Source organism: Bacillus siamensis (genome assembly GCF_051628075.1).
Taxonomy (GTDB): domain Bacteria; phylum Bacillota; class Bacilli; order Bacillales; family Bacillaceae; genus Bacillus; species Bacillus siamensis.
Map to the genome: position 1 here is coordinate 778,273 of NZ_CP155579.1, position 21,880 is coordinate 800,152.

The following is a 21,880-nucleotide window of genomic DNA, read 5'->3' on the forward strand; positions in this document are numbered from 1 at the left end:
CGGAGAGGTGTTTTGTTATTTCAGACATTTAATCAAAGCGGCCCAATCCAGATCCCCGAATCCTTGTTCGATCCCGCTTTCAAAATGGCTCTTGGCCAGCTCGGCAAGAGGGAGCTTGGCGGAAACCTGTTCCGCGGCGGTGAGCGCCAGATTGGTATCCTTCAGCCCTAAAGACATTTTGAAACCGGCCGGCTCAAATGCCTCATCAGCCATAATGGTGCCGTAATTTTGATAGACAGGAGAGCCAAAGAGCGCGCTGGCGATTTCTAAAAATTGTTTCCGTTCTAAACCGTACTTCTCCATCATTAAGAATGATTCAGATAGCGCCTCCAGCATAGAAACGAGCAAGAAATTGATGCTGATTTTCGCGGCATTTGCGGTCTTTGTTTCTTCACCGACGTCAAATATCTGCTGGCTCAGGCTTTTTAGCAAAGGCTCAGCCTTTTTCTTCGCTTCTGCCGGTCCGGCTGTGATGATACGAAGCTCGGCCTTCTCAGCGGCATCGGGCCGGCCGAGGACGGGAGCGGCAATAAAGGATTGGCCTCTGCCCGAATGTGCGGCGGAAAGCTGTTCTGACAGCGCTGTACTGATGGTGCTCATTGAAATATGAATGCCGTTTTCAGATAACCCGGCAATAATGCCGTCAGCTCCGAACGTCACGCCTGTTACGGCTTCATCGTCTGACAGTATTGAAAGTACAATGTCCGCATGTTCAGCTGCCTGGCGGGACGTTTCGGCATATTCAGCCCCTTTTTCCAGCAGATCAGCCGCTTTTTCCTTCGTCCGGTTATATACAGTCAGACTGTATCCGGCTTTCATGATATTGTCGGCGATGGGGCGTCCCATATTGCCGAGTCCGACGATGGCGATCTTCATTTAACAATCCCTCCAATTACGTGTTTTCCATCATTATATAGGCAACGTGTTTATTCTGCTGTGTTCAGGCTTGCCACTTTTAATTCAGGTTCTGAAGACCATCCGGAGTCTGAAGCGGCTTTTCCTTTATAAAACCCGGTAAACCGCGTCTTGATGATTGTTTTTGAACGGGGCTTTACTGTGAACGTTTTTGATTTGAATGTGACGCCTTTTATGTCCTCAGATAAATCCGGTGTGACAGAAATGGCTTGTTCCCCTTTTCCGTAGTGATTGACATAAAGCGTACAGCTCATGCTCGCTCTTTTTCCCTCAATGAAATGGCTGCATTCACTGCGGTGCTTCAAATATTCGACAGCGTCTTTTTCGGGCGCGAATTGTTTTAAGGAAAAAGCGGCATATTCGGTGGCGGGACTGATACCGGAAGCGGCCCCCATACTGAGAAAGGTCAAAAACAGCCCCGCCGCGGGAAGCGTCCGTCTGAACGCGGCGGCACACCAGATTAACGCCGCAAAGTAAAGGACGACCCCGGGAATGACGGAGATATGGGCTCCGTCTTCAGACCAGGGAGAAAAGCCGAGCGATTCAAAGATGTAATCAGACATCGTACAGCCGTTATACAGCGGGGCAATGGACATGACACAAAAAAGCAGGAGGACAGAAGAAATGGTTTTGTGAGAAAGCATGATAACGGCGCACACCTCTTTACGTTTTTTTCCAACATATCATGTTTTCTCAAAAAAAAGAACAGCCGGCAGCCGTTCTTACTTGAAAATATTAAACCAGCCTTTGCGGGCGAACCAAAACAGCATGGCAGCCACAAGAACGGCCATAACGCCCAAAACGATAAAATATCCGTATTTCCAGTGAAGCTCAGGCATGTTATCAAAATTCATACCGTACACCCCCGCGATGAACGTCAGCGGTATAAAGATGGTCGAGACGATGGTTAACGTCATCATAATGGCGTTCATCCGGTTTGAATTCAGCGTCACGTAGCTGTCCCGCAGATCTGACGTCATATCACGGTTTGACTCGATCAGCTCAGCCAGTTTTAACAGGTGGTCATAAATATCGCTGAAATACGCCTTCGTTTCACGGCTTTCTTTTACATGATCAAGGCTCAAAATCCGGTACATTAAATCGCGCATCGGAATGATCGTCCGTCTCAGGTTCAAAAGATCAGTCCGCAATTCAAACACTTCATTCATTAAAGTGCCGTAAGATTTATGTGTTCTGCTGTCTTCAATTTCATTCAGCCGGTCTTCAATTTTGTACAGCACAGGGAAATATTCATCGACAAGCTGATCCATAATCATATAAGTGATATGTCCGGGCCCTTTTTTGGCTAACCCCGGAGAAGCGAAAAACCGTTCTCTCACCCTTGAGACGCCGGGCGATTCGTGCAAATGGAAGCTGACGATGAAACGGTCGGACTGAAAGATGTCCACCTCTTCCATTTCCAGTGTGTCCGGGTTTAAAGCGTGGAGCACATAAAAACGGTAGCCGTCATAGTGGTCGATTTTCGGCCGCTGCATGTGCTGAAAGCAATCCTCGATCGCAAGCGGATGAAAATGAAAATAATCCCGCAGCAGCTCGGTTTCATCATTCTCGGCGCCGAAAAAATCAACCCAGTACCATGCGATGTCCGGTTGTTCTGTACGTGATAGGGGGATATTATCTAATATCTCATTATGTGTTGTGATTGCGGTTATATGTATCATAAACAACCCTCCGCCTGCCATTATATCATGCGGCGTTATGAAGAAAAGTATACGAATTGCCGCCGGGCCGCTTCATGATATACTTGGACAAAAAGGGGTGGAGCATATGTGGGAGGAAACGGTTTCGGTCACGCCGCCGTATCATTTTGATAAAGTGCTTGAAAGGCTGTCACTCGATCCGCTGAATGCGGTCGATCTTAAAGCAAGATCAATCAAAGTGCCGCTCAGAACACGGGGCGGCAAACTGTCCGTCATCACGGTTCAAGCGGAAGGCACCGCCGCAGACCCGGTTTTTCTCGTCAGCGGAGAAAGTGACCGCGCGGAGATGATTGAACGGATCAAACACATTTTTCAGTGGGAACAGCCGCTTCAGCCGGTGCTTGATCATTTCTCAAAAACAAATCTGTCTGCGCTTTTTGAGGAGCATGCGGGAACCCCGCTCGTCTTAGAATATGGCGTCTACAACTGTCTCATGAAATGCATCATCCACCAGCAGCTCAACCTGTCCTTCGCTTTTACGTTAACGGAACGGTTCGTCCATGCCTTCGGTGAACAAAAAGACGGCGTCTGGTGCTATCCAGAGCCGAAAACGATTGCGGCGCTTGATTATCAGGACTTGAGGGAGCTCCAGTTCAGTATGAGAAAAGCGGAATATGCGATTGACATTTCACGGATGATTGCAGACGGAGCGCTCAATCTGGCGGAACTGTCCCATCTATCGGATGAAGACATTATGAAAAAGCTGATCACCATCAGAGGCATCGGACCGTGGACCGTCCAAAACGTCCTCATGTTCGGCCTCGGCCGCCCGAATCTGTTTCCTTTGGCGGACATCGGCCTGCAAAACGCCGTCAAACGCCGCTTCGCCCTTGAGGATAAACCGTCAAAAGACATGATGCTCCAGGTAAGCAGCGAATGGGCGCCGTATTTAAGCTATGCGTCCTTATATTTGTGGAGAAGTATTGAATGAAAACCGCTTTGATCATTTTTTGGAAACTTCCAATGAAAAACATGAAGGAACCGCCGGCTGCATGTTATACTGAAAAGATGCGGTATTTCAAATCAGCCGTTTTCCCATGAGGAAGGCTTTATATAGAAACGGAGAGAAAAAAACGTGAATCAACATCAAAAAAAGGCGCCTGCCGAATTGAAAATCGGACAGACATTTCCGCTGACCATCAAACGCCTCGGCATTAATGGAGAGGGCGTCGGTTATTTTAAGAAAAAGGTTGTCTTTGTTCCCGGCGCTCTGCCCGGCGAAGAAGTCGTTGCTGAAGCGACAAATGTGCAGCCGAAATTTTCAGAAGCACGCGTCAAAAAAATCCGCAAGCCGTCTGAACACCGCGTCACACCGCCATGTCCGGTCTATGACCAATGCGGCGGCTGTCAGCTTCAGCATCTGGCATACACCCAGCAGCTTCGCGAAAAACGCGATATCGTCATTCAGTCTTTGGAACGTCATACGAGATTCAATGCCGAAGAAATGAACATTAAAGAAACGATCGGAATGGACAACCCGTGGAATTACCGGAACAAAAGCCAGTTCCAAGTCGGACGCTCGCAAAGCGGCAGCATCATTGCCGGCTTATACGGACTTGACTCCCATAAAATTGTTCCGATCAAGGAATGCATTGTCCAGCATCCGGCGACAAACAAAACAACGGGTATCGTCCGCCGCATTTTGGAAAAACACAACGTATCTGTTTATAACGAACGGACCAAAAAAGGCGATGTCCGCACCATCGTGACGAGAGTCGGTTTTGAAACAGGCGAAGTGCAGGTTGTGCTTGTCACTGCGAAGGAGACACTGCCGAATAAAGACGAAATCGTCAAAGCCATTCAAAATCGTCTGCCGGAAGTGAAATCGATTATTCAAAACATCAACGGCGCGCGCACATCCGTCATTTTCGGTGACAAAACAAAAGCGCTGGCCGGAAGCCATGCCATTCAAGAGGTGCTCGGCGACGTGTCATTTGAACTGAGCGCCCGCGCTTTCTTCCAGCTCAACCCTGAGCAGACGGTCAAGCTGTATGACGAAGTGAAAAAAGCGGCGCAGCTGACCGGAACAGAGAAAGTCGTTGACGCATATTGCGGCGTCGGTACGATCGGCATGTGGGTCTCAAGCGGCGCAAAAGAGATCCGCGGCATGGATGTCATTAAAGAATCAATTGATGATGCGAAGAAGAACGCTAAAAAACACGGCATCAAAAACGCGGCATATGTCACAGGAACAGCCGAACACTGGCTCCCGAAATGGACGAAAGAAGGTTTCCGCCCTGACGTGGTCATCGTCGACCCGCCGAGAACCGGCTGTGACAGAACATTTTTAGACACCATCAAAAAAGTAAAACCGAAACGCTTCGTCTACGTTTCCTGCAATCCTTCCACACTGGCCAAAGACTTGCAGGCGCTGTCGAAAGACTATCGCGTCGAATATATTCAGCCTGTGGATATGTTTCCGCAGACGGCTCATGTGGAAGCTGTGGCGAAGCTTGTATTGAAATCGTCTCACTAAAAATAAACAATTTCTCATCAGATCTGGATTTCGGCAGAATGAACATTGCCGATTTCCGGATCTTTTTCATGTGCGGATACTTATTTTAACTGACGAAAAGAGTTGAAAAAACGTGAGATAAGCGAATGAAAACAGCTAATGTCGAGCAGAAAAGTATGCAGGAAAAGTCTATTACAACTCGAACGGTGGACTTCGGGTTGGAAGGTCTGATTTAGGAAAAGAGTACATCGTAAGAGGGAAGAGATTTTACTGCTCCGAAAGTGCCGGCATAACTCTATCCAGTTTCTCAAATCCGTTATATCGGCAGCCAATAATAAAAATTGATCGTTTCAAAAAAGAATTTTATAACAGTTAAAACTCTAACACTTATCGTTCGATGATAATCATTGAAGGTTGGAATGAAAGCAGTTCACATACAGACTTATGAAGGTAGTGAGAAAAGAAGTTGGCACATCTGCTGCTTCATAATATAATGATTTTAGATGGATACTTAGTAAAATATTGCAGAAAAGGAAATTGGTTAAATGGATAAAGTAAACAAAAAACGACCGTTATATAAAAGAAGTTGGTTTCTCACGGTCTTGGCATTTTTAGTTTCACAGCTTTATTTTAACTTTGTAGAATTAACGGGATGGGGTCCTAAGTATAGAGAAATGAATGGATTCCCAGCAAATATAGTTGAACTGGATTTCTTTCAAAACTATCTTTCATTCTATGAGAATCCATGGTTTAATATTGTCACTGTTTTCCTAGGGGTTTTCACTGTTATACAAATCATCACAGGTATAAAAAAGGATATTCGAAATGAAGACTGCGGCACTTAGTCAGCAGTCTATTTTTTGGTTTTGGATCAGGGTTACCGAATCGAAACCTTATCCAAACATATATAGGTGATTTCTGGCAGTGTCTTATAAAAGTAATTATTTATTTTTTATGCAGATATTTTGACAATTATTTTGCATTGGTAATCGGGAGAACTCATATGATATTCTATTTAGGTTGGAATCCTTTTTATCCAAAAAGTTCATAAGTAAGACCGCTGCGAAAGATGAAGGTCAGCGCTACTATTAATAAACCACAATATAAATAAGGTGCAGTTAATCATCACACTTTTTCTCTTAGAACCTATTAAAGGTTAAGGAGTTGACTGAGTTGATCAGAAATGAACGGTATGGGGATAACTATAGCGATAGACTATTACGTTAACTCAATTCATGTGTTCTGCGTCAGTTTGCTTTTTCACTTTTTCAATTGTAAAAAGTGAAATGTTCAAAATTTACTATCGTTTGATAAGAAATGCTTTCGCGTGCTATAAGTGTAAAAGGAAAGCATGGTCAGTTTTTTAATAAATGATGCAGCCGTATTCCCTAATGAAAGGATATGAATTTGTTATGATAGATAATTTCTGGCGTGAATTGCCGCGGCCATTTTTTGTATTGGCGCCAATGGAAGATGTGACGGATGTTGTTTTTCGCCATGTTGTGAGTGAAGCTGGCAGGCCTGATGTGTTTTTTACAGAGTTTACAAACTCAGAAAGCTATTGTCACCCGGATGGGAAGGATAGTGTGCGCGGCCGTTTGACTTTCACAGAGGATGAACAGCCGATGGTAGCCCACATATGGGGAGATAAGCCTGAAAACTTTCGCCAAATGAGTATTGGGATGGCGGAATTAGGGTTTAAAGGGCTGGATATCAATATGGGCTGTCCTGTACCTAATGTGGCGGGGAACGGAAAGGGAAGCGGCCTGATCTGCCGTCCTGAAGTTGCAGCCGAATTAATACAGGCAGCGAAAGCGGGAGGACTGCCGGTAAGTGTGAAGACCAGACTTGGCTACACGGATGTAGACGAATGGCGCGGCTGGCTGACACACGTATTGAAACAGGATATTGCTAACCTTTCCATTCATCTGCGCACCAGGGCGGAAATGAGTAAAGTAGATGCGCATTGGGAGCTGATCCCGGAAATCAAGAAACTTCGTGACGAGATAGCGCCAGATACCCTTTTGACGATCAACGGGGATATTCCTGACCGGGAAACCGGGTTAAAGCTTGCCGAACAATACGGTGTTGACGGGATTATGATTGGACGAGGCATTTTTACAAATCCATTCGCCTTTGAAAAGGAGCCGAAAGAGCATAGCAGTAAGGAATTGCTTGATCTTTTGAGACTGCATCTGGATCTTCATGATGAATATTCAAAAGAAGAAGCTAGAGCATACAAACCGCTCCCTCGCTTTTTTAAGATTTATCTCCGCGGATTCCGGGGAGCAAGTGAATTAAGAAATCAATGCATGAATACAAAGTCAACAGATGAAGTGCGTGCATTGCTCGATGACTTTGAGAGAAAGTATCTTGATGGGATGGAGCAAGAGTGACATATACAATTCCTCATCCGGCCCGGATTTCAGTATGAATTCCGGGTCTTTTTGTGTGCAGCCTTTCCCCCGCCTGCACCCTGATTACAGAAAGCAGATCTATGTCCCGTTCTCCAAGGGCTTCTGTCTGACGTTTTATCATGCGTAAATCAGCAGATAATGGTACATTGATATGAGAAACTGCATAAAGGGGGAAAGAAAAATGAAACGACTGTGCATCATCCCCTGCGGCAAGAAAAAAATCTGGGACATCAATCCGGATACAGGGCCGGTAAAGGCGGAGGACGCCTATCTCAGCCCATTTCATCAAGCATGCGAGCGATACGCGGAAGCTTTTTTCGATGAGTGGGTGATTTTGTCGGCAAAGCACGGATTCCTTCGTCCGGATGATATGGTTCCTGAAAATTACGATGTCACTTTTGGAACCGGTCATCCGGAGATCATGACAGCGGAGGAGCTGCAGCGCCAATTTTGTGAAAAAGGCTTTTCTGACACTGTTGAAATTGTCATGCTTGGCGGGAAAAAATACCGAAGCGTCCTAAAAGCCGTCATCGGAGAGCATCAGCATGTCAGCTGGCCTCTGTCATCGTACAAAGGCATTGGCTACATGCTTCAAGCGCTGAATAAGGCTGCAGAAGAAAAGCATGAACTGTAACAGCCATTCAGACAAGCAGTGCAGAAGTATGAAGCTTTTAAAAGATTTCCGAGGAAATAAATACGTCGATCATTGTCAAAGACCGGGTGATATCCGGTCTTTTTTGTATACCTGAAACGAGACAAATGGATATAGATCGAGACAAAATGAGACACCTGTATCAAACTGTCTCACAGTATAAAATAAAAACATTGATTTTACGGGCTTTAAAAGCTGGCACACTTCTTGCATTTATAAATATGAACCCTAAATAGAAGGAGGCGCACAAAAAATGGAATTGTTAAAACGAGAAGGCTTGTCATTAACTGAGGAGAAAGCGCTGTGGATGTACCAAAAGATGCTGGAAATCAGGGGCTTTGAAGACAAAGTCCATGAACTGTTCGCGCAGGGAGTGCTTCCAGGATTCGTCCATTTGTATGCCGGTGAGGAAGCGGTAGCTGCAGGGGTGTGCGCTCATTTGAATGATGGAGACAGCATTACAAGCACACACAGAGGACATGGCCATTGTATCGCCAAAGGCTGTGATCTGGATGGTATGATGGCGGAAATATTCGGGAAAGCGACCGGACTGTGTAAAGGCAAGGGCGGTTCTATGCACATTGCGGATCTGGATAAAGGCATGCTCGGCGCAAACGGAATTGTAGGCGGAGGCTTTACGCTTGCCTGCGGATCAGCGCTGACGGCTAAATATAAAGGGACTAATAATGTAAGCGTTTGCTTCTTCGGGGACGGCGCAAACAACCAAGGCACGTTTCATGAGGGGCTCAATCTGGCGGCTGTATGGAATCTTCCTGTCGTGTTTATCGCGGAAAACAACGGCTACGGAGAAGCGACGCCGTTTTCGTATGCGTCGGCCTGTGATTCTATTGCCGACAGAGCGGCGGCTTACCGGATGCCCGGCGTAACTGTGGACGGAAAAGACGTGCTGGCCGTTTATGAAGCCGCAGAAGAAGCGGTCACGCGGGCGAGAAACGGGGGAGGGCCGTCATTAATTGAATGCATGACTTACAGAAATTACGGCCACTTCGAAGGAGACGCCCAGACGTATAAGCCGAAAGAGGAAAAGACGGTTCACTTAGACCGTGATGCAATCAGCGCTTTTAAAGCATATCTGCTTCAGGAAAAGATGGCGGAACAAAAGCTCGCCGATATTGAAAACAATGTGAAACAAGCGGTTGAAAAAGCGGTTTCTTTCAGTGAGAAAAGCCCGTATCCGAGCGAATCTGAGCTTCTGACTGATGTGTATGTGAGCTATTAAAAAAGGGGGAATGTTGAAATGGCAAGAATCGTGAGCATGTCCGACGCAATCAATGAAGCGATGAGACTTGCGATGCAAAGAGATGAAAATGTGCTGTTAATCGGTGAAGATGTGGCCGGAGGCGCGGATGTCGACCATTTGCAGAATGATGAAGCATGGGGCGGCGTGCTTGGTGTGACGAAGGGGCTTGTTCAGGAATTCGGGAGAAGCAGGGTGCTTGATACGCCGATTTCTGAAGCGGGTTACATGGGAGCGGCCATGGCTGCGGCCTCCACCGGACTCAGACCGATTGCCGAGCTGATGTTCAATGACTTTATCGGAACCTGTTTTGATCAGGTGCTTAATCAGGGGGCGAAATTCCGCTATATGTTCGGCGGGAAAGCCCAAGTGCCGATTACAGTGCGAACGACTTACGGAGCGGGTTTCAGAGCGGCCGCCCAGCATTCTCAAGCCATGTATGCTCTGTTTACGAGCATTCCCGGCCTGAAAACCGTCGTTCCTTCAAATCCGTATGATGCAAAAGGACTTCTTCTGGCTGCGATTGAGGACAATGATCCGGTGTTCTTTTTTGAAGACAAAACGTCCTACAGCATGACAGGCGAGGTGCCTGAAGGATATTATACGATTCCGCTCGGCAAAGCCGATATTAAACGCCAAGGCGGCGATGTGACACTTTTTGCAGTCGGCAAGCAGGTGAATACGGCGCTGGAAGCCGCGGAAGAGCTGTCGAAAAAAGGGATCGAAGCAGAGGTGCTTGACCCCCGCAGTCTGTCACCGCTTGATGAAGAGGCTATCCTTGTGTCACTTGAAAAAACAAACAGGCTGATCATTATTGATGAAGCCAATCCGCGCTGCAGCATTGCGACAGACATCGCGGCGCTTGCTGCGGATAAAGGCTTTGACCTGCTGGACGCACCGATAAAACGAATCACGGCTCCGCATACGCCTGTTCCGTTTTCGCCGGTCTTAGAAGATATCTATCTTCCGACGCCGGCACGTATCGTAAATGAGACGCTTGAGCTTTTAGGAGAACCTTTGGCGTATTAAAGGAGGGATAAAGAATGGCTGTAAAAGTAGTGATGCCGAAGCTTGGAATGGCGATGAAGAAAGGTGAAGTATCCGTCTGGAATAAAAAAGTCGGCGACCCGGTTGAAAAGGGAGAAAGCATCGCCAGCATCAACTCTGAAAAAATAGAAATGGACATTGAAGCGCCTGAAAGCGGCACGCTTCTTCATATTAAAGTCAAAGAGGGAGAGGGAGTCCCGCCGGGAACGGCCATCTGTTATATCGGGGAAAACGGCGAAGAAGTGCGGGAAAAAGAGACACCGGCACCTGAAAATGAAGAGAAACCGCAAGCTGAACCTGAAAATATTCCCGTTCCCAAAGCCGGGCAAAAGCGTAAACACCGCGTGAAAATATCTCCCGTTGCCCGAAAAATGGCCGAGAAAGCCGGATTGAAAGTTGATACGCTGAACGGGACGGGTCCCGGAGGCCGAATTGTAAAAGCTGACGTCATCAAGGCCATGAAGACGGAAGCTGAACCGCAGTCTTCGGTTCAGACGGCACAGCCGGAGGGAAAACCGGCTTCAGCGATGAGAAAAGTGATTGCAGACCGAATGCACAAAAGCCTGCAAAACAGCGCCCAGCTGACGCTGACCATGAAAGCCGACATTACAGAGCTGTTGAAATGGCAGCGGCAGCTCGCTGACAGTGCGAAAAAGCGGAGCGGAGTTAAGCTGACAGTCACACATTTCGTATCCCGGGCGGCGGTGCTTGCGCTGAAACAGCATCCTGAACTGAACAGCTCTTATCAAGAGGAGCGGGTTATCACCTATCCATATATCCATCTCGGGATGGCGGTTTCACTCGATAACGGCCTTGTCGTGCCGGTGATCCGGGATGCGGAAAAGCTTTCATTTCTTGAGCTTGCGGATCACATCAGCACATCTGCACGGCGGGCGCGGGAAGGCAATGCTTCCGGCGATGACCTTCGCGGATCGACATTTTCTATTACGAATCTCGGAGGTTACGGAGTGGAGCATTTCACCCCGATCCTAAACCCGCCTGAAGCCGGTATTCTCGGAGTGGGCGCAAGCTATGAAACGCCGGCGTTCAAAGGAGATGAGCTTGTCAAAAGCACGATCCTGCCGCTGAGCCTTACTTTTGATCACAGAGTATGTGACGGCGCCCCGGCTGCGGACTTCCTGAAAACGGTCAAAACGCTGCTTGAAGAGCCTGCCGGATTGATTTTATAGAGAGAGGTGAAGAAATGAAACTAGCCATTATCGGCGGCGGGCCGGCCGGATATGCAGCTGCCGTGACTGCCGCGCGGAGGGGAGCAGAAGTCGTTCTGATAGACAAAGGACCGCTCGGGGGCACGTGTCTCAATGAAGGGTGCATCCCGACAAAGTCGCTTTTGGAAAGCGCAAATGTGCTTGATAAAATCAGGCACGCAGATACATTCGGCATCGAACTCCCGCAAAACATTACACTCAATTGGGCCCGCATGCAGGGGCGCAAACGGCAAATCGTCAGCCAGCTCGTGCAGGGAATTCAATACTTAATGAAAGCAAATCAGATTAAGGTCATCCGCGGGACTGCTTCATTTCTCACAGATCAGACATTGCTGATTGAAGAAGAAGAAGGCGCAAAAGACATTCTGGAAGCGGACCGGATATTGATTGCATCCGGATCTAAACCGGCGGAGCTGCAGTTTGCCCCTTTTGACGGCAATTGGGTGATCGACAGCAAAGATGCGCTTTCTTTACAGAAAATCCCTTCTTCTCTTCTCATTGTCGGAGGAGGTGTAATCGGCTGCGAGTTTGCATCTTTATTCAGCCGGTTTAAAACGAAAGTAACGGTGATTGAATCGGCTGACAGGCTGCTCCCGGCAGAAGACGGAGAAATCGCGGCCGCTTTTGAAGACTCTTTAAGAGAGAGCGGGGTTGATATTCAGACGAAAGCCGCCCTCCAGCGGATTGACAGAGAAAGGAAAACCGCCGTGTGGACACAAGACGGCAAAGAAATTGAGGCCAATGCTGATCACATTCTGGTTGCAATCGGCAGAAAACCGCGTTTGCAAAAGCTGAACATGGAGCAGGCAGGCATCCGGTATTCTCCGCGCGGCATTGAAGTCAATGACCATATGCAGACAAATGTGCCGCATATATATGCATGCGGCGACGCGGCCGGAGGAATGCAGCTGGCGCATGCCGCTATTCATGAAGGCATCACCGCCGCTTCACATGCCACGGGAAAAGACAGTAAAGTCGATATGCGGGCGGTGCCCCGCTGCATTTATACATCGCCGGAAATGGCCGCTGTCGGACTGACGGAAACGCAGGCGAGAGAGACATACGGAGACGTGAAAATCGGAGAATGCTCATTTTCCGCTAACGGAAAAGCGTTAATTAAACATCAGCACGGCGGCAAAATGAAAATCATTGCCGAACCGGAATTCGGAGAAATCGTCGGCGTGTCAATGATCGGGCCGGACGTAACAGAATTGATCGGCCAGGCGGTCATGCTGATGAACAGTGAAATGACGGCGGATATGTCAGAGCAATTGATCGCCGCGCATCCGACTCTTTCGGAAACGCTTCAGGAAGCTCTGCTGAATGTCACCGGACTTGCGGTGCATTCCGTATAGCCGGAATACCCTTTCTCAGACTGAGAAGGGGTATTTTTTATTGAAAGCGCTTTACTTTTCCCCTACAATATATGAAAAGATGGTCTGAACAGGGGGGAGCGGATACGATGAATGTCATTCGGAATGATTTTAAAACCTGGAAGCGCTTTGTAAAAGAAGGCGTGCTTGATGAATCCCGTATTCAGAAGAGGATCGCAGCCTCATGGCACCGCTGTAAAAAAGCCGACGTCAACCCTTATCTGGAAAAGGGGCCAAAGGTAATGCCGGCAGATCATTTAGAAAGGCAGGCCGAGAAGCATGCTCTATTTTTGGCAGCCTCGTCGCCGCATACAGAAAAAATAAAGACGGCGATGCGGGAAATGGAAATGATGGTTCTCCTGATTGATGCCGACGGCGTTGTCCATTCTGTTAAAGGCCACCCGCACACCATTCATGAAGCGAACCGCATCAATTTCTTAAAAGGCGCCCGCTGGACGGAGACGGCAGTCGGCACGAATGCGATCGGGACGGCCCTTTATACGAATGAGCCGGTCATGATACACGGCTCTGAACATTATTCACTCGCTTCCCATCAGTGGAGCTGTTCCGCCGCTCCGATCCGTTATGAAGACGGGCGGCTGGCCGGTGTCATTGATATTTCCTGCCCTGCCGCCCGCGCTCAGCCATTTATGCTCGGAATTGCTTCCTCCATCGCTTATACGGCGGAACGGGAGCTCGCCTTAAAGATGAAGATGACAGAACTTGACATGATCGGCAAATTCGCGGAACTCACCAAGTCTCATGAACCGATCGTGCTTTGCAATGAGATCAATCGGATTATCGCGGCAAGCCGACCCGTTCAGCATTTTACCGGGCATACGCTGCAAGAGCTTGAAGAACAGGGCTTTCAGATGAAGCAGGCGAAACGGGAGGAGAACGGCTTCACATGCTTTTATGTAACCAAACGAGAAGAAAAACCGTCTTTTATATTTCATGGCGCGGCAGGCGAAAGCCCGTCATCCCGACATATGCTGCAGCAGCTGGAGCTTGTCGCCCGAACGGACGCAACCGTCTGTCTGACCGGAGAAACCGGTACGGGAAAGGAGGTTGCCGCCCGGGCGATTCATAACAACAGCTCCCGAAAAAACGGCCCGTTTATCGCAGTGAACTGCGGAGCGGTCCCCGAGAAGCTGATTGAAAGCGAACTATTCGGCTACACGGAAGGCGCCTTCACCGGAGCCAAACGGAAAGGACAGATCGGCGCATTGCAAAAAGCTGATAAAGGCACGCTTTTCCTCGATGAAATCGGAGAAATATCACACTCCATGCAGGTCGCTCTGTTACGGGTGCTGCAGGAACGGAAGGTCACTCCGATCGGCGGGACGAAAGAAATTCCCGTTGACATCAGAATCATCACCGCCGCCCACACTGATCTGAAACAGCTTGTCGAAAGCAAAAAGCTGAGAGAGGATTTATTTTACCGGCTTCACGTCTGTCCGATCCATCTCCCGCCATTAAGAGAACGCACCGAAGACATTCCCGGCCTCTTCTTTGAATTTCAGCGGAACCGCTGCTGGCCGGGAGAGCTTCCTGATGATTTTTTAGACATCTTAAAGAACCGCAAATGGCCGGGGAATATCAGAGAATTGTTTAATGTGTTTGAACGTCTGTCCGTCATGTTCCCGGACGGAAGACTGTCAGGGCGCCCTCTCCCATCTCTGCTTGAAGCGTCAGGCCTCACAGAAGAGTTTCAGTCTTTTAGCCAAGAAGAAGCGCCCCCTGTTTCCATCCGGGAGCACATTCAGAAAAACATCATCGTAAACGCGCTTGAATCGGCAAAGGGAAATGTCACGCTGGCCGCCAAAATGGCGGGAATTCCGCGGAGCACGTTTTACAAACGCCTCAAAAAATTCAAACTCACCGCCGGACAATTGTAAGAAACAAGCATACTTCTCTTGGCTGCCGGACACGTTATGTGTGAGGCCCAAAGGAGGTTTGAGACGTGAACACACAGCGTGCGAAAGACATTGCTGAATCCGCTGCCATGGCGTATGTGACATATGAAGGCGTCCCGATTTATATTCAGCATGTCAACGAGAACAAGGAAACGGCCAGGATTTTTCCGATCGGAAATCCTCAATTTGAGCAGGAAGTGCAGCTTTCTGATTTACAAGAGCATTTTTGAGACACAGGTCTGCTGATCACAGCAGGCCTTTTTTGTTCCTGTGAGAACTTTCCCGCTTTTTGAGAAAAATAACTAAAAATGATTAAATGATCTAACTCCCACAAACCCGGTACAGAGAAGCCGTTCTCATGATATAAATAAAATGTAAACGTTATCAGAGGAGGGCTTCACATGACAGACAAATCATTCTCAATCGTTATTGCAGGCGGCGGCAGCACATTTACCCCCGGAATTGTATTAATGCTTTTGAATCACCTGGAAGAGTTTCCGATCAGAAAGCTGAAACTTTATGACAATGATAAAGAAAGGCAGGAGCGGATTGCGGGTGCGTGTGAGGTATTCATAAAAGAAAAAGCGCCGGACATTGAATTTTTGGCGACTGATGACCCGGAAACGGCTTTTACGGATGTTGATTTCGTCATGGCGCATATCCGCGTCGGGAAATATGCGATGCGCGCGCTGGATGAACAAATCCCGCTGAAGTACGGTGTCGTCGGGCAGGAAACATGCGGGCCGGGCGGAATTGCATACGGCATGCGGTCTATCGGCGGCGTTCTGGAAATCCTTGATTATATGGAAACGTACTCGCCTGACGCATGGATGCTGAATTACTCCAATCCTGCGGCGATTGTGGCCGAAGCGACACGGCGCCTCAGACCGAATTCAAAAATATTGAACATCTGCGACATGCCGGTCGGAATTGAGGATCGCATGGCGAACATCCTCGGATTATCGTCAAGAAAAGAAATGAAGGTCCGTTATTACGGCTTGAACCACTTTGGCTGGTGGACGTCCATCACGGATCGAGAGGGCAATGATTTAATGCCGAAGCTGAAAGAGCATGTCCGTGAATACGGCTACGTTCCGAAGACGGAGGCCGAACAGACCGAAGCAAGCTGGAATGACACCTTCAAAAAGGCGCGCGACGTTCAGGCGGCCGATCCGGATACGCTTCCGAACACATATCTGCAATATTACTTATTCCCGGATGATATGGTGAAAAAATCAAATCCGAATCATACGAGAGCCAACGAAGTCATGGAAGGGCGCGAAGCTTTCATTTTCAGCCAATGTGATATGATTACGCGCGAGCAGTCATCGGAAAACAGTGAAATTACAATTGACGATCATGCATCCTATATCGTCGATCTTGCCCGGGCCATCGCTTACAATACCGGGGAGAGAATGCTGTTAATCGTTGAAAATAACGGCGCGATCGCAAATTTTGATCCATCAGCCATGGTTGAGATTCCTTGTCTCGTAGGTTCAAACGGACCTGAACCGCTCTCCGTCGGGAATATTCCGCAATTTCAAAAAGGCCTGATGGAACAGCAGGTATCTGTCGAAAAACTGACGGCTGAAGCATGGGAAGAGCGGTCATTTCAAAAGCTGTGGCAGGCGCTGATCCTGTCAAAAACAGTGCCGAATGCCCGTGTGGCAAGACTGATTCTTGAAGATCTGATGGAGGCTAATAAGGATTACTGGCCTGAGCTTGATGTAAGTCCGTCTCATATTTCCTGATGACAATCTTCCCCGTTTTCTTCATCTGTTATTCTATATAATAGAAAGAAAACGGGGGGATTTTGGGATGAGTCTTGAAGAACTGGTGAATCAGCATTACGCGAAATTAAATGACAACGATTTTTATATTTTAAAATATATATTGAACAATAAGCATACGTGCTACCATCTCGGTATCAATGACATGGCGAAAGCCTGCAATGTCTCTCGGTCTTCGATCCTGCGGCTCGCCCAAAAGCTCGGCTTCAGCGGCTACAGTGAATTCCGGGTTTTTCTGAAATGGGAGGATCAGCCTGAAGAAGGCGAGAATATGACATTTGAAAAGCTGCTGGATGATATTGAAGCCAACGTAAAATACGTAAAGTCAAAAGATATGACGGAGATGTGCCGGCTGATAGATGAAGCAAAACGGATTTTCGTTTACGGATCGGGCACGGCTCAAAGGGTGTGCGCCCGCGAGCTGCAGCGGATGTTTGTATCCCGGCGGAAGTATTTGATTTTAATACAAGACATCACAGAGTTTGATATCATGTGTGATGATTTTACGGTTGATGACGTATTCATCATTATTTCTTTATCCGGGGAAACACCCGAATTAATTCCGCAGGCAAGGACCTTGTCCGCAAAGGGAGTTCCGTTCATTTCAATCACCAATCTGAAAAACAACGTACTGGCGCAGACGACGCCGTATAATCTTTATGCGACCAGCAAGCCGGTGACGTTAAGCGATAAAACGGAAATCGTCGCATTTGCCCCGTTTTTTCTGGTGGGCGAAGCGTTATTCCGTGCATATGTTGATTATAAAGAGCTTGAAAATTTTGATAAATAGCGGGGGGTCACGTGAAATGATGCAAAAAGTCCAGCGCTTCGGCAGCGCGATGTTTGTGCCTGTTTTGTTATTTGCATTTTCCGGTATTATTGTCGGTCTGAGTACGCTCTTTAAAAATAAAACGCTGATGGGGCCGCTGGCTGATCCTGACGGGCTTTGGTATCAATGCTGGTACGTCATTGAACAAGGCGGCTGGACCGTCTTTAATCAAATGCCGCTCCTGTTTGCGATCGGCATCCCTGTCGCTTTAGCGAAAAAAGCGCAGGCGCGGGCTTGTTTGGAAGCGCTTACAGTTTATCTTACATTCAATTACTTTATCAATGCGATTCTGACGGTTTGGGGCGGGGCTTTTCATGTCGATATGAACCAGGAAGCCGGCGGAACGAGCGGGCTGACGATGATCGCCGGCATCAAAACGCTTGATACGAATATTATCGGCGCCATCTTTATTTCATCTATTGTCGTTTACTTGCACAATCGCTATTTTGATAAAAAACTGCCGGATTTCCTGGGGATTTTCCAAGGATCTTCGTACATTGTCATTATTTCTTTTTTCATTATGATACCGATTTCACTTGCGGTGGCCTACGTATGGCCGATGGTTCAGTCCGGAATCGGATCGCTGCAAAGCTTTCTCGTTTCTTCCGGGGCGGTCGGCGTGTGGATTTACACGTTCCTGGAGCGGATTTTAATTCCGACGGGTCTGCATCATTTTATTTACTCACCGTTTGTTTACGGGCCGGCTGTAGCTGAAGGCGGTATCGTCACCTATTGGGCCCAGCATCTCGGAGAATACTCCCAAAGCGTCAAACCGCTGAAAGAATTGTTCCCGCAGGGGGGCTTCGCGCTTCACGGCAACTCGAAAATCTTCGGTATTCCGGGAATCGCGCTCGCCTTTTACGCTACGGCTTCAAAGGAAAAGAAAAAAATCGTCGCCGGCCTTTTGATCCCTGTCACCTTGACGTCCATTGTCGCCGGTATTACGGAGCCGATTGAATTTACATTCCTTTTTATCTCGCCGTTTTTATTTGCGGTTCATGCTTTGCTTGCCGCTTCCATGGCGACCGTCATGTATATGGCCGGCGTCGTCGGAAATATGGGCGGCGGTTTGATTGAAGCGGCGACCTTGAACTGGATTCCGCTGGCGCCAAGCCACGGTTTGACGTATGTATACCAGATCATCATCGGCTTGTGCTTTACCGCCATTTACTTTTTCGTCTTCCGTTTCCTCATTCTCAAATTCAACATCGCCACCCCGGGCAGAGAGAAAGAGGAAGGACAGGAAACAAAGCTTTATTCGAAAAAAGAGTACAGAGAACGGAAGCAGGCTTCAAAAGAAACAGCGGCGGCAGACGAAACACCGCGGGATACAGCTGCTTTGTATATTGAAGCGCTGGGCGGAAAGAACAATATTACAGAGGTTACCAATTGCGCCACCCGTCTCCGCGTCACTGTCGCTGATGAATCAAAGGTCAAAAGTGATGCCGATTTCAGAGAGCTGGGAGCCCACGGCGTCGTCAGAAAAGGCAAGGCGCTTCAGGTCATTGTCGGATTAGGCGTTCCGCAAATGCGGGAGCGTGTCGAGAAAATATTGAACGGTTAAAATACTGCAGCAGACTATGTGCAGAATGGGAAGAGCGCTTGTTAATCCGGCGCTCTTTTTATGTTTTGAAAAAAATGTATGAATGAATTTGTCATACCTTTTGCCACCTGTACATGCAGGAGTGAAAGTGGGAGATGCAAAAACGGAATGACTCCTGCGATATTTCAAATAGCAATTAAAAAATGGGAGGCAAGATCATGACAAACTATACGACGTTTTTAGGACTTTACAAACCCGATAAAACTGAGGGGATTGAAGTTGAAAGCATTGCTCAAAACTTTGAAGCGATTGACAGCAAAATCGGTGCTGCTCTTAGCGACGGCACGTCAACTTATGAAAATTTAAATGAAAGACTTAAAATGTATGAAAACAGATTTGAACATGTGACAGAGCGAAACGTTATGGATTTTGGGGCTAAAGGTGACGGAGTAACAGATGACACGCAGGCATTTCATGATGCTATGGCCCACGGAGGTTATGTCGTAACGGTTCCTGCGGGTGTATTCAGAACATCCGGATTGTTTGTGCCGTCAAATACAATGCTTGTCGGAGCAGGCAAGAAAAGAACGGTCATTAAATTATTAGACGAAACACCGGTCGGCCATTCTGTTCTGACCAACAGCGATTATACGAACGGTAATGAAAATATTTACGTCGGCCATCTTACGCTGGACTGGAACAAGGATACGCGTCCTGCCGGCTGGAAGATTCCGAAGGGCCCTACTTCAAGCTGTTTGCTTTTTGCGAATGTTGACTATTCTTTTGTCGAGCATGAGTTTGCGAAGAACGCCGGCCTGCACGGCTTTGATTCTACAAGCCCGAACTATAACAGACATGGAGAAATGGACGACCCCACTTATTATCAGCCCAACGGCTGTAACTTTGTAACGTTTTCTCATTGTGAAGCAACAGGGTCCGGCGATGATAACTTTACTTGTCATTTTGGGAAACACACGACTTTCAGTCATTGCCTCTCTTACCATCCAATGGGGCTAAATGACGGAACTTCTAACACGAATTGTTTTGAAATTGATGACGGCTCTCAAGACGTAATGATTGATAGTTGTATCTCAATTGGAGGAGTCCGAGGCTTTGAAATTAAAGCACACGGTTATGCACCGGCTGCGAAGAGAGTACAGCTTGTTAATTGTCGCGCATACGAAAATGCCATTGGATATAGCATTCGCCATATCGGTCACCACACAGCAAGCGATCCTCAGTCAGCGACAGCACATGATGTGCAGCTCGCGAATTGTATCTCATATAACCCTAAACCAAATGATCTATACAAAGGGGCGGGTCCAAACGCGTTGCAAATCTCCGGATATGATGGTGTGAGCGTTGTGAATTTCCATGCTATTTGTGATGACAGTTCAATTGATTATAAGGGGAATTCGGTAGTCAGCGTATTTTATAAAGGACGCTTAATCAGTCTAAAGAATATAACCATCCGCGGATTTAAAACTGCAGACAACGACTTATATATTGTCGGCGGGGATAACTCAGTAGGGAAAGTGATGGTGGATGGTGTCACATTGATTGACTCCGGAAAAAAAGGAGTTGCATTCGGCAGCGGAATGTACGAGTCTGTTGTTAGCAATGTTTGGGGGCAGAGATCTCCAAAAAATAATAGCGGGACAGTTGGAATTTATTCCTCAGATCCAGACCTTAATGTATCCAATTGTGATTTTTCAGGTTATGAAACTGACTTTAACATTGGAGGAGCAGTCACTCCTTATTTCTTATTTAAACATAAAGGAAGCGGAGTCATTGGCTCCCGTGAATCTCATGCTACAGGGAACAATAATTTTGTGGCTGGTTCTGTTCGGGGAAGAGCGGCCGGAGCGGCACAATCTTCAGTGCTTTCTTCGTACAATACAATTAACCCGAATTCAGATTCTGTAGCACTTGGCTGGGGTGCCGGCAGCACTCCGTCATCAGCCAACAGAAAAATTGAGCTTCACGCAAAAGAAGGAACAATTAAGGCTTCCGGAGGCGTAACAGGTTCCTCGACATTCTCTGACTACGCCGAGTATTTTGAGAGTCTGAGCGGGAAGAAAATTCCGACGGGAACACTTGTCACACTTGAAGGTGATAAGATCAGACCGGCTGAAAAGGGTGATCTCATGCTTGGGGTTATTTCCGAGACTGCCGGAGTGATTCTCGGTGAGTCGAGTTTTCACTGGTCGGGACGATACGTAAAGAATGAGTTTGGCGGCTATGTTTATGAAGAACAGAAAGATGCGAACGGCCATACGGTCATGGCGCCAAAAGAAAATCCGGACTTTCGCCCTGAAGAAGACTACACTTCAAGACAAGAAAGAGACGAGTGGAACATTGTCGGGCTTATCGGTCAGGTATATGTCAAATGCGATGAGACTGTGAAAGCGGGAGATTTTATTCATGCCCATAACGGGATTGCAGCAAAATCCGACGCTCCAAACCAGCGCTGGCAGGTCATGAAAGTGATCAAAGAGTTTGATGCCGATAAAGGATTCGGGGTTGCTCTCGTTTTCATTCGTTAAATGAAATGACAAAGCATAAATGACCATCCTGAATAGCGGACGCCTTTTTAAAGGCTCCGCTCATTCAGTTTAAAATCAAGGCTCCGGTTCAGGAGCTGGTAAAAAGAAAAGATAAGACAGCCTCCATATATCTGCATCCCTCATTCCTTCAATTTTGATCTTCAATGATTTCCGTTTTTTCTTCACAAA

17 protein-coding genes and 1 pseudogene are annotated in these 21,880 nt (G+C 47.6%); 15 read left to right on the forward strand and 3 right to left on the reverse strand.

Translation table 11 applies throughout. The annotated features are described in order from the left end of the window. Positions 1–15 precede the first annotated feature (15 nt). The 3 genes from ABDB98_RS03990 to corA all read right to left on the reverse strand — a co-directional run bounded on the left by ABDB98_RS03990 (position 16) and on the right by corA (position 2,597). The gene (locus tag ABDB98_RS03990) at positions 16–876 is read right to left on the reverse strand and encodes an NAD(P)-dependent oxidoreductase (protein WP_438421433.1); all 861 of its coding nucleotides are present in this window, start codon (positions 874–876) and stop codon (positions 16–18) included. Between the two features lie 50 nt (positions 877–926). Beyond that, positions 927–1,574 (reverse strand): hypothetical protein, encoded by a 648-nt coding sequence (locus tag ABDB98_RS03995; protein ID WP_438421434.1) that lies wholly within the window; start codon positions 1,572–1,574, stop codon positions 927–929. A 63-nt stretch (positions 1,575–1,637) separates the two neighbouring features. Beyond that, entirely contained in the window at positions 1,638–2,597 is a 960-nt protein-coding gene (corA, locus tag ABDB98_RS04000) for a magnesium/cobalt transporter CorA (protein ID WP_016936755.1), read from the reverse strand. 106 nt (positions 2,598–2,703) lie between these two features. Between corA and ABDB98_RS04005 the strand changes: the two genes are divergently transcribed. The 15 genes and pseudogenes from ABDB98_RS04005 to ABDB98_RS04075 all read left to right on the forward strand — a co-directional run bounded on the left by ABDB98_RS04005 (position 2,704) and on the right by ABDB98_RS04075 (position 21,691). Continuing rightward, positions 2,704–3,567 carry a DNA-3-methyladenine glycosylase family protein gene (locus tag ABDB98_RS04005; RefSeq protein ID WP_438421435.1) on the forward strand — a complete coding sequence of 288 codons (864 nt, stop codon included), beginning with the start codon at positions 2,704–2,706 and terminating at the stop codon, positions 3,565–3,567. Positions 3,568–3,711: 144 nt separating this feature from the next. Then, a complete protein-coding gene (gene rlmD / locus ABDB98_RS04010) occupies positions 3,712–5,112 on the forward strand; it encodes a 23S rRNA (uracil(1939)-C(5))-methyltransferase RlmD (RefSeq protein ID WP_060963320.1) in 1,401 nt (466 codons plus the stop codon). Between the two features lie 524 nt (positions 5,113–5,636). Beyond that, entirely contained in the window at positions 5,637–5,936 is a 300-nt protein-coding gene (locus ABDB98_RS04015; protein ID WP_438421436.1) for a YfzA family protein, read from the forward strand. A gap of 567 nt (positions 5,937–6,503) precedes the next feature. Then, a complete protein-coding gene (locus ABDB98_RS04020) occupies positions 6,504–7,487 on the forward strand; it encodes a tRNA dihydrouridine synthase (protein WP_060965068.1) in 984 nt (327 codons plus the stop codon). Positions 7,488–7,689: 202 nt separating this feature from the next. Further along, positions 7,690–8,142: a DUF6884 domain-containing protein gene (locus ABDB98_RS04025; RefSeq protein WP_438421437.1), complete on the forward strand. Its 453-nt coding sequence runs from the start codon at positions 7,690–7,692 to the stop codon at positions 8,140–8,142. 271 nt (positions 8,143–8,413) lie between these two features. Then, positions 8,414–9,434 (forward strand): annotated as a pseudogene (locus ABDB98_RS04030) (thiamine pyrophosphate-dependent dehydrogenase E1 component subunit alpha). Beyond that, positions 9,419–10,447, forward strand: a complete 1,029-nt coding sequence (locus ABDB98_RS04035) for an alpha-ketoacid dehydrogenase subunit beta (RefSeq protein WP_438421438.1) — start codon at positions 9,419–9,421, stop codon at positions 10,445–10,447. The pseudogene ABDB98_RS04030 and the gene ABDB98_RS04035 overlap by 16 nt, the downstream one beginning before the upstream one ends. Positions 10,448–10,461: 14 nt before the next feature. Continuing rightward, complete coding sequence (locus ABDB98_RS04040; RefSeq protein WP_438421439.1) at positions 10,462–11,655, forward strand: dihydrolipoamide acetyltransferase family protein; 1,194 nt, start codon at positions 10,462–10,464, stop codon at positions 11,653–11,655. 14 nt (positions 11,656–11,669) lie between these two features. After that, a complete protein-coding gene (gene lpdA, locus ABDB98_RS04045; RefSeq protein WP_438421440.1) occupies positions 11,670–13,049 on the forward strand; it encodes a dihydrolipoyl dehydrogenase in 1,380 nt (459 codons plus the stop codon). A gap of 107 nt (positions 13,050–13,156) precedes the next feature. Continuing rightward, complete coding sequence (locus tag ABDB98_RS04050; RefSeq protein ID WP_438421441.1) at positions 13,157–14,965, forward strand: sigma-54-dependent Fis family transcriptional regulator; 1,809 nt, start codon at positions 13,157–13,159, stop codon at positions 14,963–14,965. Between the two features lie 65 nt (positions 14,966–15,030). Then, entirely contained in the window at positions 15,031–15,213 is a 183-nt protein-coding gene (locus tag ABDB98_RS04055) for a small acid-soluble spore protein H (RefSeq protein ID WP_438421442.1), read from the forward strand. A 171-nt stretch (positions 15,214–15,384) separates the two neighbouring features. Next, positions 15,385–16,734, forward strand: coding sequence for a maltose-6'-phosphate glucosidase (gene glvA / locus ABDB98_RS04060; protein ID WP_060963313.1), 1,350 nt, complete (start codon positions 15,385–15,387; stop codon positions 16,732–16,734). Positions 16,735–16,801: 67 nt separating this feature from the next. Beyond that, the gene (locus ABDB98_RS04065; protein ID WP_016936741.1) at positions 16,802–17,563 is read left to right on the forward strand and encodes a MurR/RpiR family transcriptional regulator; all 762 of its coding nucleotides are present in this window, start codon (positions 16,802–16,804) and stop codon (positions 17,561–17,563) included. Between the two features lie 16 nt (positions 17,564–17,579). Further along, positions 17,580–19,166 carry an alpha-glucoside-specific PTS transporter subunit IIBC gene (locus ABDB98_RS04070; RefSeq protein ID WP_438421443.1) on the forward strand — a complete coding sequence of 529 codons (1,587 nt, stop codon included), beginning with the start codon at positions 17,580–17,582 and terminating at the stop codon, positions 19,164–19,166. A 197-nt stretch (positions 19,167–19,363) separates the two neighbouring features. Further along, positions 19,364–21,691 carry a peptidase G2 autoproteolytic cleavage domain-containing protein gene (locus ABDB98_RS04075; RefSeq protein ID WP_438421444.1) on the forward strand — a complete coding sequence of 776 codons (2,328 nt, stop codon included), beginning with the start codon at positions 19,364–19,366 and terminating at the stop codon, positions 21,689–21,691. Positions 21,692–21,880: the final 189 nt, after the last annotated feature.